General features: G+C 36.2%; 14 protein-coding genes and 1 pseudogene. 5 read left to right on the top strand and 10 right to left on the bottom strand.

Annotated elements, in window-relative coordinates:
- The first annotated feature begins 304 nt into the window (after positions 1 to 304).
- Complete coding sequence (locus SLH51_RS21310; RefSeq protein WP_335963541.1) at positions 305 to 763, top strand: GNAT family N-acetyltransferase; 459 nt, start codon at positions 305 to 307, stop codon at positions 761 to 763.
- Between the two features lie 179 nt (positions 764 to 942).
- Here the strand turns inward: SLH51_RS21310 and SLH51_RS21305 are convergent, their stop codons facing one another.
- Complete coding sequence (locus tag SLH51_RS21305) at positions 943 to 1,887, bottom strand: HD-GYP domain-containing protein (protein WP_335963540.1); 945 nt, start codon at positions 1,885 to 1,887, stop codon at positions 943 to 945.
- Between the two features lie 152 nt (positions 1,888 to 2,039).
- Here SLH51_RS21305 and SLH51_RS21300 point away from each other — a divergent pair, with 152 nt between their 5' ends.
- Positions 2,040 to 2,282 (top strand): DNA alkylation repair protein, encoded by a 243-nt coding sequence (locus tag SLH51_RS21300; protein WP_335963539.1) that lies wholly within the window; start codon positions 2,040 to 2,042, stop codon positions 2,280 to 2,282.
- A 21-nt stretch (positions 2,283 to 2,303) separates the two neighbouring features.
- Here the strand turns inward: SLH51_RS21300 and SLH51_RS21295 are convergent, their stop codons facing one another.
- From SLH51_RS21295 to SLH51_RS21280, 6 genes and pseudogenes are all read right to left on the bottom strand, one after another.
- Complete coding sequence (locus SLH51_RS21295) at positions 2,304 to 3,473, bottom strand: alpha/beta hydrolase (protein WP_335963538.1); 1,170 nt, start codon at positions 3,471 to 3,473, stop codon at positions 2,304 to 2,306.
- 380 nt (positions 3,474 to 3,853) lie between these two features.
- Positions 3,854 to 3,934, bottom strand: a pseudogene (locus SLH51_RS24560) (peptide-methionine (S)-S-oxide reductase MsrA); the annotation flags it as partial.
- 178 nt (positions 3,935 to 4,112) lie between these two features.
- Positions 4,113 to 4,412 carry a HesB/YadR/YfhF family protein gene (locus SLH51_RS21290; RefSeq protein ID WP_335963537.1) on the bottom strand — a complete coding sequence of 100 codons (300 nt, stop codon included), beginning with the start codon at positions 4,410 to 4,412 and terminating at the stop codon, positions 4,113 to 4,115.
- Between the two features lie 526 nt (positions 4,413 to 4,938).
- Positions 4,939 to 5,703 (bottom strand): SurA N-terminal domain-containing protein, encoded by a 765-nt coding sequence (locus tag SLH51_RS21285; RefSeq protein ID WP_335963536.1) that lies wholly within the window; start codon positions 5,701 to 5,703, stop codon positions 4,939 to 4,941.
- Positions 5,704 to 6,011: 308 nt separating this feature from the next.
- Positions 6,012 to 6,296: an iron-sulfur cluster assembly accessory protein gene (locus tag SLH51_RS24650; protein WP_446685376.1), complete on the bottom strand. Its 285-nt coding sequence runs from the start codon at positions 6,294 to 6,296 to the stop codon at positions 6,012 to 6,014.
- Positions 6,297 to 6,347: 51 nt separating this feature from the next.
- Positions 6,348 to 7,283 (bottom strand): dipeptidase, encoded by a 936-nt coding sequence (locus SLH51_RS21280; protein WP_335963535.1) that lies wholly within the window; start codon positions 7,281 to 7,283, stop codon positions 6,348 to 6,350.
- Between the two features lie 100 nt (positions 7,284 to 7,383).
- Here SLH51_RS21280 and SLH51_RS21275 point away from each other — a divergent pair, with 100 nt between their 5' ends.
- Positions 7,384 to 7,818: an Hsp20/alpha crystallin family protein gene (locus SLH51_RS21275; protein ID WP_335963534.1), complete on the top strand. Its 435-nt coding sequence runs from the start codon at positions 7,384 to 7,386 to the stop codon at positions 7,816 to 7,818.
- A gap of 15 nt (positions 7,819 to 7,833) precedes the next feature.
- Complete coding sequence (locus SLH51_RS21270) at positions 7,834 to 8,208, top strand: YppG family protein (protein WP_335963533.1); 375 nt, start codon at positions 7,834 to 7,836, stop codon at positions 8,206 to 8,208.
- Between the two features lie 483 nt (positions 8,209 to 8,691).
- On the opposite strand, the gene SLH51_RS21265 is transcribed toward SLH51_RS21270, so the two are convergent.
- Together SLH51_RS21265 and SLH51_RS21260 are read right to left on the bottom strand one after the other, a co-directional pair.
- Complete coding sequence (locus tag SLH51_RS21265; protein WP_335963532.1) at positions 8,692 to 9,837, bottom strand: MFS transporter; 1,146 nt, start codon at positions 9,835 to 9,837, stop codon at positions 8,692 to 8,694.
- 169 nt (positions 9,838 to 10,006) lie between these two features.
- Positions 10,007 to 11,224, bottom strand: coding sequence for an EAL domain-containing protein (locus tag SLH51_RS21260; RefSeq protein ID WP_335963531.1), 1,218 nt, complete (start codon positions 11,222 to 11,224; stop codon positions 10,007 to 10,009).
- Positions 11,225 to 11,684: 460 nt separating this feature from the next.
- Between SLH51_RS21260 and SLH51_RS21255 the strand changes: the two genes are divergently transcribed.
- Complete coding sequence (locus SLH51_RS21255) at positions 11,685 to 11,882, top strand: hypothetical protein (RefSeq protein WP_335963530.1); 198 nt, start codon at positions 11,685 to 11,687, stop codon at positions 11,880 to 11,882.
- A gap of 43 nt (positions 11,883 to 11,925) precedes the next feature.
- On the opposite strand, the gene metA is transcribed toward SLH51_RS21255, so the two are convergent.
- Entirely contained in the window at positions 11,926 to 12,837 is a 912-nt protein-coding gene (metA, locus tag SLH51_RS21250; protein WP_335963529.1) for a homoserine O-acetyltransferase MetA, read from the bottom strand.
- Between the last annotated feature and the right edge of the window lie 289 nt (positions 12,838 to 13,126).

Here is a 13,126-nt window from a genome sequence, read left to right as displayed (position 1 = left end):
TTTAAATCCTCAATTACAAAATCCAATCTTTTCTTCAGCAATACTTCTCGTTAACGTATAAGGAACTGCTAACGACACGACAAATCCTTCTTCATTCCCCCCCGTTTGTTAATGAAGAAAATGAAGCTGTTGTTATAGCTTCATTTTATCTCCGTTATTTAATTGTTGACTTGGTATTAAAGCGAGGAAAAACATATCACAGAGTTACTTCATGGCTTTGCCGTTGTCAACATTGAAAAAAATTAAACATCACAGTGATTCTATAAATAAATTGCCTCACATAAGATTGACTGAGGTGATTAGAATGAAGCACGATACTAACCTAGGTCCAACAACAACGAATGACATGAATGGTTACTGTGATCACAATCTTTTTAACCGTATCGCTGCTCGCTACTCTGATTTATTTAATGTACCTGTAGAAGCGCAATTAACGACAAGATTATTTCGTAACACAGAAGACACTATCTTGTACACGTGTGAAAATGACCTTATAGAACTAGAGCTACAATTTGATTATGACGAATATGACAAACTTACAAACAAAGACATACCAACCATTTATATTTGCTGGTTTTCAGTTAAACAAAAAAGCCAAGGTATTGGCACAAAAGCAATAACTATCCTCATCGAAGAGTTACACCCCTCACCTTTTAACAAGATAAGGATAAGCGCTCGACAAAACTCATTTGATTTTTGGACTAAACTCGGATTCAAGCAAGCGTATCCAGCTTCTTATCACGAGATGTTTTTATATTTATAGTGTTTGTTCAAAAAAAATTGATCTCTAGGTGGAAGCTCGGAGTGCTACTTTCAGAGCTTCCTATAACAAATACTTAGAAAAACAATTGGAAATAATTTCCACACACAGTCTTTTCTGAGCATATTACTTAAATAGATAGATTAATGCATGTAGTAATTATTTAAACATGAATGACATGATCAAACTTTGTACGCCTTACAGTTTTCTACAATTTTCTTTCCTTCTCTTTGTAATATCTTTAAAAAGACATCAATAATTGCCGGATCAAATTGCTTTCCTTTATTTTGTTCAAGCTCATTTACAATTGTCTTCCAATCTAATTCGTTACGATAAATTCGTTTTGATGTCATTGCATCAAATGCATCAGCTACCGTAATGACTCGAGCTACAAGTGGAATATCCTCTCCTTTTAACCCTTTCGGATACCCTTTCCCATCATACCTTTCATGATGATACAGCGTCATATCTAGCACACCATTTTCCTTAAAACTAACGATATGTTTGATCATATCATACCCAATTACTGGATGTAGCTTTATGACTTCAAATTCTTCCGTGCTTAATTTCTCTGGTTTTGTTAACACACTTTCAGGAATTCCTATTTTTCCAATGTCATGAAGCAGTCCTCCTAAATAAAGAGCTTCTCTTTTCGATCGACAAATTTTCATTTCCTTTGCTATTTTCATTGCATAATACGCTACATTTTGTGAATGATGCGCGGTATAGGAATCTCTCGAGTTTAGAGATTTAGAAAGAGCGATATTTAACTCTATTTGGTTTCTTTTCGTATCTTGATAACTCCTCATTAAAGACACAGAAATGAACAAAATGATGACATAGGTAAACCAGTGAAGGAAGAACAATTCAAGGGAAGTAGATGGCTCTGGACTTAAAAATATACGAGTCAATACAACTCCTGTTGCCAAAAGAACTAACAGCCATTTAGGTTTGTCAAAGTAACCAATCCCCAAAAAAATAACAGTCAAAATATAGAGCGGATAGATAAAGTAATTTGTTAGTAAAATACCGTTTACAAGTGCTGCAAGCATCCAAACGATTATAAAAATCCATTTAAAAATTATTGGATTATCTAGCCATTTATTTGGATTATACCATTCAATCAAAGGAACCACCCTTACTGCCATTGACATAACTTTTTTACGCTTAGCTTGTACCCACTTTCTCCACTTTACTTATCAAAATCTAAATTATAGAAGATAATTATTTTGCAAGAAGTTTCAATTGTTGGGAATAATAAAATGAGGAGGGATAGTATATGGCGGATCCATACTTATGTCCAAATTGTAAAACGAATCGTTCTCGGTTTAATTTAATTCAGCAAGTTGTCACTCCAGTAAAAATGGATGCAAAAAGTGGAGATATTATTGAGCAATTTGAAAACAACAACGCAGGGCCTCTCCATATGCCTTATCGTGGACCGGAAAGACGAGTTCAATGCGCAACATGTGGTCTCATTGAAGAAGAAAGAATGTTTGTGAAAAGAGCACAACAACAATAGGAGCCTTTCATTGGCTCCTATTTAATTATTCTCAAATATTGATATAGCTTGCTTTCCTAAAAGAAAACTTCCAATGGCATAAGCCTCTGCTTGATCGCGTATTTGCATGGATCTAGTTGTTGTACCATTGTAAACTTGTAAGTTATACGGTTGATAAGATGGTTCCTCATCAAACGATGCACGAAGAAATCTAGCTGATTGAGCAAGACCGTGATTTCCACGATACATGACTTCATAAAATGAAATAAATCCATGCATCACCCCATTATAACGTATGGTCTCAACTGGAACTCCATGTTCAGCCAACCGTCTGGCATACGCTTCTCCCTCATCTCTTAATGGATCAAATTCAGCTGTAATCACAATTGCAGGAGGTAATTTATACAGATTATCGGCTTCAAGTGGCGACGTATATTCATGAAGCCATAAAGCCTCATCTGGCGTATAAGTATCTCGTGCACGCATCATTACACCGCGAGACAACAAATAATAACCGCTATCATATTTCATTCTTGAATCAAATTCAATATCTTGAAATGTTGTAAGTGGATAGAGGAGTGCCTGAGCTTTGATATCTGGACCTTTTCGATCCCTTGCCATTAAGCTTACAACCGTTGCAATATTACCACCTGCACTATCTCCAGCAACAGCGATATTTTCACTATCTCCACCTAATTCATCAGCCTGTTCATATGCCCAAAGAAGCGCGTCGTAACTATCTTCTATTGCGGCTGGAAAAGGATACTTTGGCGCAACTCGATATCCAACAGCAATGACAATACTATTTGTTCTAGCAGCTAATGAACGAACAATATTGTCGTGTGTATGAATACTTCCATACCCTTCCATGAATGCCCCACCATGGTAGTAAAGGATGATTGGATATGGACCCTTACCAATTGGACGGTACATTTTCCCTTCAATACTTGTTCCATCAGCTACAGGGATCTCAATTATTTCATTCGTAAACCTCGGCGTACTACTATTTGAAAAGAATTTAGGTCTTTTCATATCTGGAGTAACAAGGTTATTATGAACAGCATGTAGTAGAACTGCTGTTTTCGGAGGTACTTTTCCCGCTTCTGTATGTGCCCAATAATGGACGGATAGAATAACTATAAGTGAACTTATTACAAACCCAAGTGACGCAATCATCATCCAAATGCCCGCCTTCTCAATTACCGTTTTCACTGCGCCACCCCCTAAATAATCAGATTATTTCCATTTCTTATATTATATCAGAAAAGGTTCACAACAGTAAGAGAATATCACAATTTTTTAGATATTTTTACACATTATTTTAGATATTTACCATATTGTATGATTTCAATTTCTACTTCGTTGATATCGGGTACTACTCAATGCTCACTAGTTTTTAATTGGAAGAGCATTCTATGGTGTTCCTTTCTCATAGAATGCTCTTCTCGTAAAGTTACCAATAATTGATCTTACGTATTTGATTGTCATCCTCTTTCTTTTCATTTTGGGGTAAATAGCTTGTCTGCTTAATTTCTCCAATTTGCCTCAATGAATTCATTTCTTCTGACTTTTTTCGATCAAGTTTATATTCTTTAGACTTTTTTGTAAAAGTGTTGATGCCCTTTTTCTGTAGCATAAAACGTAGTAGCTCGAAGAACCTCAGTAACAATTGGATTGTTACTGAGGTTAGTTGTTTATTTGTTGTTTTGTTCTTCTAGCAGCCTATTGAGGATCTCTATCGTGGAATTGTTTGTTCGTATTCACAAATTGTTTGGGACACACCTTCGATTCACAGAGAAGAGTAGAAAAAAATCTTATAAATAAGGAAAAGGACTCCGAGGTGGAGCCCTTTTAATTTTTTTCCTCATAGACAAATTCAATCTCATCATGCTTTCGACTGTACTTCACTTTTAAGTCATGACCTTTGAAATACCAAAGGTCATCTTCTTCAATAAAAAAGATAATACCGTCTATCTCTTCTTTTGTTCCAATAATAGAGGGCTTTTCTTGGCTAATCCCTAATGAAAATCCACTCTGAATGGATCCACAACCACCGTACCTAGCGAAAAAACGAATAAATTCTCCCTCTCCTTTTATATCTAACTCATCTTTAAACCACTGTAAAGCAGGTTTCGTTATTTGTATATTCACTAAACGTCACTCCCTATATATCGACCAAGCATCCTTGATTACTATCATATCAATTTATGCAATCTGTTGTCTATCAAAGACCATTTCACAAAAGTCCATGCTCATTCTAAAAAATGTTTCTCTTTGGCAACATTTTTTAAATACTGCATATTATATAGAAAAGAAAAGGAGAGGATTCAGTTGAGTATAACAAAGAGAACGTTGTATTATGCTCACCTTTTTAAGAAAATTGGATTAATCTCAGAGCAGCAAAAAGAAGAATTAGTTAAATCTTTATCTAAGAGTAACGAATAAACTGATGAAACGATAAACTAATACCGCCATTCCCACTTCTCGCCTGCTATTGGGAAAACAGGTTATATAAGGTGAGAGAAGCTTCTCACCTTATGATCTGTATACAAACGTAGCACCTAATAACTTAGATAAAGAAATACTCTTTCTCCCTTACAGATAGAATTTCAAAAAAAGATGACCACGTGAAGAATCAAATTCAATCTACACGCAGTCATCTCTTTTATTTATTTGCTTAAATATGGATTGTGATTTCACTATCAGCTCGTAGAGTCTCGATTAGTTGACCGACTTGCTGTTGTTCTTGCTCCATCAGCATTTGATTTTCTAATTGATCTTTATATTCTTCAAATGAAGGAATTTCTGTAGTCTCTTCTCCTTCTGCTTCTACCATTGCCACAAGCTCATCATAAGCCGCTTGGAGATCTTCTTCAGATATATCATCTACTGAGATGTTTTGGTCAAGATACTTTTCACTCTTAACAGTTTCTGCAACATCTGCTCGAAGCTCGTCCGTAGATACTCCTTGCTCATCTAATAATTCTTGAAGCTGCTCTTGTGATTCAAGACCTATTTGAGCAATTAATTCCTCAATCCCCGTATCAATTTCTTCCTCAGAAGCTTCAACGCCTTCTTCATTAGCAGCTTGACTAATTAAAGTCGAATTGATAATACGGTCAAGTAATTGATCTTTCATTAGTTCTAATTCAGCTAACCCTTCTTCACTCTCTATATCGATCCCTTGCATTGTAAGCTGCATAGCACCTTGCTCAAGGTTGCCAACATAAACTTCTTTATTTATGTCTTCACCATTTACAGTTGCAATGACATCCGGGATACTTTCTGTATCAATAGCAGATCCTAAATCTTGTTCCGCCGTTTCTGATTCTTCAGGTGCAGCTCCCTCTTCCTCAGTTGTGTCTGTGTCATCTCCACCACAAGCTGCTAGTCCAAAAGCGAGCGTACATACACCAATACCCATAAATAATTTCTTTATCATTTGATCAAAACCCCTTTCTTATCTCGAAAACCTTTGGTTATTGTAACACAAAAAAATTCTAAATTCATTGAAGATAAGTCCTCTTTCCTATTGCAATACGTGATGCAAGTATAAATTATGAGAACTTATGAAAGAGACGAGTGCTCCCTCGCTTGATATAATAGGAATCCTTACGGCAACTCCCTCGTATTTTAAAAAACTATGTAAAAACACATTTAGAGCCATTTGCACTTAAGTAAGCAACAGTTGACTACTTAAGATACACCTACAAAAAGATGAGGGTAACTCAATGAGCCACCCTCATCTTTTTAGCAACAGTCCTCCCCTGCACCAAGCATAACAAGACCTGCTCCATTTTCTGACTCTTGATAATCAAGTGTCAGATTAACAATTTGCGCAACGACGTCTTTTTCTATCGCCACATTTATCCCATTTATCGTTTCTTGTTGATCAGATTCCGCTGGCTCATCCAGAGCTAGCCCTAATTTGGGACCACCTCAACCCATGCCTGCAAACACAACACGAACTGTATTTAAGCCATGTTCTGTCATCATTTCTTCAAGAAACGTTTTTGCGCGATCTGTAATCTTCATTTTTTCACCTCATTTCACTTCTGACTATTATACTAGAAATGTACTAGAAATTCATGTTAGCTGACTTACTAACATCTCGAAATTTCCTCTTAAAAACCTTTTTACTTGAGTAGCTGAATATTGTTTTTCTAATTCTTCTACTAAATAAGGATACTCACCACTATGACGTAGTCGAACCACATGCTTTGATATCCCATCGAAATCCGAGCCAAATCCTATATGGTGTTCAGCTCCAAGACTGCACATATAATCAAGATGATTAAGAATATCTTTGATTGTTGCTTGGGCTTTGCTTGTTAAAAAATCAGGACAAAACACAAGGCCTATATAACCATTTTTATTCACTAACGCTTGAATTTGATCATCGTATAAGTTTCTCGGATGGTCGCAAAGGTGACGCGCATTAGAATGTGAAGCAATTGGGTAATTCGCCAATTCCATTACATCCCAAAATCCATTAACACTAAGATGCGAAACGTCAGTAAGAATGCGGTTTCTATTATTTAAACGTACGATGTCCTTTCCTAACGTTGTCAACCCTGCCCCACGTGGCTCACCTACACCGTCTGCACACAGATTCGCTTGATTCCAAGTTAATCCAACCGAAAGAACACCTAACTGATGTAAGACCGACAGTTTCGTAAGATCATCACCAATCGCATCTACCCCTTCTAGAGTTAGAACCGCTCCAATTTCGCCGTCTTTAAGTTCGTTTAGGTCCGACCACTTTTTAATATGATGAAACTTCGGACTTGAACTAAGGACTTTTTCATGAAAAATCTCAATTTGTTCTAGGACCACTTGAAATTTTTGGTCTTGTTTAATAAATGGTTCTATAAAAATGGCAAATAGCTGTACTTTAATATTTCCAGCAATTACTCTTTCTAAATTCACTTCAATATTGGGTGAATTGCTATAGTCACGTTGTGGATGTGCCCACAGCTTCAATAATGCGTCACAATGAGAATCGATAGCTCCTTCCGCCAATTGTATTCCTCCTCAATATTTGTGTGTTCGTTGTGCACCATAAAGATTTTCCATTCATACATATATACTAATAATTGATTGAAAAAGGGGTGACAAACAAATGTCAGATCATCAACCTTGGTCAAAAAAGATCCCTCAAGGCTACCAAGACATTTTAAAATCGATAGATAGTTTTTTCCAACAAACATATGAACAAATACAAGAGAACCCTTTATTTCTTCCTCCAATACCTGTTCATGTCTTTGAAGAACAAGACGCGTTAATCATTGAAGCTGAACTTCCTGGAATTGATAAAAATCAAATAAATCTTGATATTTTACGGCAATCCATACGTATACAAGTTACGCAAGATGAACGGTCTGAATATAAAGATGATAACCAAGGAATACACGAGCGCCACAATCGTACCCAAGTTAGACAACGAGTAATCCCTGTTCCTTTTATAATCCAAGAACACGGTGTAAAAGCAACTTATAAAAATGGCTTACTCAGAATTTCAATTCCAAATAACCGCAAGCAAATTCCAATTGATTAAGGAGGTTAATAAGGAATGTTTCAACCTAATCAAAATCGCAATCGTCAAATGATGGCTCAGTCTCGCCAGTTCTACAACCAACAACACTTTCAACACTATCCATATTCTCATCAGCCTATGCAGATGAATGGATTCATGCAGCAGCAACCTCAATCCCCATCTCAACAAATGTATCACAATCCTTTTTTCCAAAAACAACACATGGGGATGGGAAATCAACCAATTGGGTATAAACCAAGTAAGGTAGCATTTTTAAAACAAGCATTCATGAATGAAAGTGGTAGTTTTGATGTAAGCAAAACGGTGAACACCGTTGACCAAGTAGTGAAGACAGTTAACCAAGTGTCTCCACTTGTGAAACAAGTAAGTAGTCTCTTTATCAAAAAATAATTGAACAAGAAGAAAAATTACGAAACGAAATGGTCTGACCCACAATTCCTATAGTACGAATGATATAAAACAAAAATCATTTCGTATAAGGTCGCTTGAGTCAGATCTTTTTTTCTATGTAGTTCAAAGTGTTTTTAATTGTAGTGCATAAGCAAGTGTTTGGTTCGCATTTATCATTTTTAGTCCTTGTGAAGGAACAAAATCGATCTTAACAAAGGAACCAATTTCTTCACTGGCTTTCTCGTTATACAGAAAATGAAAGTTGTCTATACATACTTGTGAATCTTCTTGCCTCGGCTCATCCAGAGCGAGGTCATACGCCACCATCGTACTTCATTCAAATGTGTCGTAGGCTCTGACCCGAATTGCTTTTGGCGCTATCTTTAGATTGGCGAAGTAATCTTTCACGCGTTCCGTTAAAATAATTTCCATTTTTACACTTCCTTTACATAATTATTTGACTGAGTTTCTAGCAAAGCCCCCTTACATTTCTGGTCTGTTTTTTTGAAAAAAGAGTAATCCTACTGTACCCAAAAGTGCACTCCCACTAATGAGGAAATAAAGAGTTGCGATTGAAGTTAGCTCAATAATATAACCACCTAAAAGTGAACCGATTATTCCAGCAACCCCAAAAATGACTGTGATAAATAGAACATGACCTGTTGCTTGCAGATGTTCAGGTGTTAACTTGTTAACAATTTGAAAGGCAGCAATATAAAACACTCCAAATGTTAGTCCATGTGAGATCTGTATTGGTAAGATGAACCACGGGCTCCAAGCAAAGCCCATCAACATCCAACGAAATACATAAAGAACACCTGCAAAAATGACAAACGAAAGTGGTGACCACTTTTTATACCAGTAAGCAGTCGTCGCGAACACTAGCGCTTCAGCTGCGACTCCAATAAACCATGCCCAACCAATCATTGCTTCTGGTCCACCTAACTCAACGACATACAACCCTAGATAAATATCATTTGTCCGATGTGATACAGAAATAAAGATGACAAATAATAGAAACAGCATTAGCGATGAATTGGTTGTTAATTTCAACGCATCTAACACCGTTACAGGTTTATTTGTACCTGGTACATCTTTAATCGAAAAGGCCATTACTAAACCTATAACTGCCATTAGAAGCAGAGGGTACAATATATGCTCTACACCAATCCATGTTAACACATAGCCAACAACAAGCGAAGTGATAGCAAAGCCTAATGAACCCCATAATCGAATTCGTCCAAAACTCACATTCTGTTGGATAGACGTTTTTTGTACGAGTGAATCACCTAAAGCCGTCGTAGGTGACACAAAAAAGAACAAAATAAACATCATGACGAGGTAGCCTATGTATGAGTTGACAAACATAAAGGTTGTCGCGGTTAAACATACTCCCACAAGAGCTAGTATAATCATTTTTTTTATAGTTTTGTATTTGTCACTTAAATACCCCCACATTGGCTGAGCAATAATGGTTGCACTTGGACCAATTGCCATTAACAAACCAACTTGAGACCCCGTAAGTCCTTGAGACTTAAAGAAGACAGGAAAATATCCATTTATGATTGTAATTGTTGAATGTGTAAAAAATAAATAAGCCATTAAACGATAGACAGAATTATTGACCATACATGCCTGCTTTCATATCTTTTCTATTTAATTTGAATTGCCGTTACAGTTGTCATAAGGAAGGTCTGGACTTTTTGAAGTATAGCAGTTATCTGCTATGGCTCCATTAAGACCAGACCTTTTTTATTAAATCGTGTGTTTAATAATGGGTGAGATCGGCTGCTCCTACTTATAGCAACCCTTCTTGTTCAAATAGGTAATCATATGGAATATCGAGAAATAAAAATAAGTGATCTGAAATTGGATATGAATACGTTCGAATACGTTCATCTCGTTCAATATCTGTATATAGGTCAGATAAGAACCCTCTTTTTTCAATGTTCATACGGACAATGTTTTCTAGAAAGTAAGGACGCCAGCTCCAGTTCTTAAATCGACCTTCTTCAATTAGTATCCATTTCTTTTCTGTATTTTTCTCTGCATTGGATGATTGCTGAAACCCTTCTTCATCACAAACATATATCCGGAAAGCATACTTATCGCAGTCTTGGGCAACTTTTAAAATAAGTTCATCATATGTATCTTCTGGTTTAATCGTTTTTAATGTCTGCTTCAGCTGGAGGGTCAATTCATTTGATAATGTAAACTGCGATTCCATCTTCTTACGCTCAAAATTGATAAAATGTTGAAACTCTTTTTGCATTTTTTCTTTGCAACATTGCGAATCGACAAAAGTTTTAGCAGGTGACTGTAAATAAAACCCTTGATAATATCTGCCACCATTTCTCCACGCATAATTTAACTGATTGAAATTCGAAACACCTTCAAACAGCAGCGTAGCACCTATTTTTCTCGAAAGCATCGATAAAGGTTGATGGACTTCTGAGAATAAATGCGGGAGCTCTTCATCTTCCATGAATTTAACATCAACTTTTATGATGTTAGGCTTTAACATGGCAACAAGATCGAGGTTACTACCGTTATGCCCAACGTCATCAAGTGCAACTCGGAAACCAAAGCTCAAAATATAATAGAAAAAGTGTTTGTTATCATAAAAATGTTCTGCAACATCGTCCTCTTTTAATTCCAAAACGATTTGCTCAATATTAAGACCTCTGTTTTTATAAGACTCAAGCCTTTGTAGGAACGTATCACCATTGTCCTTAAGTAAGAGAGAAGCATCATAGTTTAAAAAAAGAATAGTAGATTGATCGGTTTCCATATATGCATCGAGTGCAAGTTTTTGAATATGATCGTCTAACTCTAATCTGTATTCATCCGGAATGCTTTTATCTTGAAAAAACGATCCAAGACTTATTATCCCATCGTTGGTCTGCATTCGTGCAAGCACTTCATAGCCAACAACGAGCTGTTTATCTGCACTAAATATTGGTTGAAAATAAGGAATGACCTTATCCTTGTTCATCATGACATCTAAAGGGTCCATCGTTCCACCTCCATTAAAAAAGACATCTACTTATTCAAGATGCCTTACATCCAATCAGACTATCCGTAGGCAACAATCTCATTATATCATAGCTTTTATGAATAAGTGAGTTGCATACCTATCTAATATATCAACCATTTTAAACGATATATGAAAAAGAAATTATTGTTAAGCCCGCTATTATTGGCGTCTTTCCCTTAATTCTATTCAGTTAGCTATTCAAGTTCGTCTCATTCAAAGGGGCTATCAAACAGTATTAGACGTGGTCAATATCAGTTCTTCCAGTCGGAATTTGCTGATCAATGTATAGTGCTGGTTATTGTGTGCGATTGTTATGCGCCCACTAAACCGATTGCGATCGGCTAGATCAATTGTGGAAAAAGGTTCGTTTAACATTGAGGCTGACGATTTATTCTGATGAATTTTCACAGGTAATACATATTTTTTTTGGTGCGCGGTCTTGAAGAACGTGAAACAAAAAGTAACAGAATGCACGAAAGCTTTTTTACAACACTTGCTGCTATTCTGGATGCTAGCCATGTTGATTTTGGTCGATGGGAAAGGAATTCAGTGGGACCCTACCTATGTCGATTATTTTATTGAATGGCTAATAGAAGAAAATTTGTTACAAAAAGAAATTAATAGGCAACGATTTTAGCAGGTCTAATTACGACCTGCTATTTGTCCACTATATTTCACGTTTACGTTCCTAAATCATAAGGAGTTTCTTGGTAAACATAATAGTTTAACCAATTGGAAAACAACAAATTTGAATGAGCTCGCCATCGTAGTCGAGGGGGAATGTTGTGATTATCCTGAGGAAAATAATTATGAGGGAGTTCAACATTTAGTCCCTTTTCAAGATCCCTCTTATATTCCTCTTGCAATGTACAAACATCGTACTCAGAGTGTCCTGTAACAAATATTTGTTTGCCATTCCTTGAAGCAACAATGTATACTCCTGCTTTATCAGACATACTTAAAATCTCAAGATCATTTACTTGTTCAATCTCTTCCTTACAAACATCAGTATGGCGAGAGTGCGGGGCTAAAAACTCATCATCAAATCCACGAAGTAATTTCACATTTTGCTTTTCAATTGTATGTGAGAACACACCAAACTTCTTTCCTTCTAACGGGTGCTTATTAATTCCATAATGATGATACAGCCCAGCCTGAGCTCCCCAACAAATATGCAAAGTTGATGTAACGTTGTGAACACTCCAATTCATAATTTCTTGAAGTTCTTTCCAATAATTCACCTGTTCAAATTCAAGCATTTCAATAGGTGCTCCAGTAATAATCATTCCGTCAAACTTCATGGACTTTATTTCATCAAACGTTTTATAGAACGCATGTAAATGTTCATGAGAAGTATTTTTAGATACATGTGTATTCGGATACATTAATGACACTTCCACTTGTAATGGGCTATTCCCTAATAAACGTAACAGCTGAGTTTCTGTTGTCTCTTTTATCGGCATTAAGTTTAATATTACAATTTTCAAAGGTCTAATATCCTGAGAATATGCTCGACTCTCATTCATCACAAATATATTTTCTGCATTAAGAATTTCTTTTGCAGGTAAATGGTCCGGGATTTTAATAGGCATAATACATAAACTCCTTTTTCAAAAACATATAACTTGTATGTAATAAGCTTGCTAACCTCATACTATTTTATGATAAGATCATAAACATCATTACTATGTGAAAAAACGTAACATTTCGATAATTTAACTTATCACGAAAAACGAATTTCTGCAATCACTTTAACTTAAGAGTTCAAACAAAAAGGTCGCTTTTTACCTTTTTGTTTGAACTCGAAGCAATGAGCGGAGCCGACGTTATGTTTTAAGCCTTTTGAGCGATCTTCGCAGGAAGGCGCACGGCGAGTGGAGC

Source organism: Halalkalibacter kiskunsagensis (genome assembly GCF_037027555.1).
Classification (GTDB): Bacteria; Bacillota; Bacilli; order Bacillales; family Bacillaceae_D; genus Halalkalibacter; species Halalkalibacter kiskunsagensis.
The sequence above is the reverse complement of the archived record's forward strand: the minus strand, read 5'-3'. Positions and strand labels throughout refer to the sequence as shown.

Bases quoted from the DNA above. Each gene is read 5' to 3' on its own strand.
- SLH51_RS21265 (WP_335963532.1), bottom strand. From the start codon at position 9,837: ATGGTCAATAATTCTGTCTATCGTTTAATGGCTTATTTATTTTTTACA.
- SLH51_RS21275 (WP_335963534.1), top strand. From the start codon at position 7,384: ATGTCAGATCATCAACCTTGGTCAAAAAAGATCCCTCAAGGCTACCAA.
- SLH51_RS21285 (WP_335963536.1), bottom strand. From the start codon at position 5,703: ATGATAAAGAAATTATTTATGGGTATTGGTGTATGTACGCTCGCTTTT.
- SLH51_RS21270 (WP_335963533.1), top strand. From the start codon at position 7,834: ATGTTTCAACCTAATCAAAATCGCAATCGTCAAATGATGGCTCAGTCT.
- SLH51_RS21260 (WP_335963531.1), bottom strand. From the start codon at position 11,224: ATGGACCCTTTAGATGTCATGATGAACAAGGATAAGGTCATTCCTTAT.
- SLH51_RS21300 (WP_335963539.1), top strand. From the start codon at position 2,040: ATGGCGGATCCATACTTATGTCCAAATTGTAAAACGAATCGTTCTCGG.
- metA (WP_335963529.1), bottom strand. From the start codon at position 12,837: ATGCCTATTAAAATCCCGGACCATTTACCTGCAAAAGAAATTCTTAAT.
- SLH51_RS21310 (WP_335963541.1), top strand. From the start codon at position 305: ATGAAGCACGATACTAACCTAGGTCCAACAACAACGAATGACATGAAT.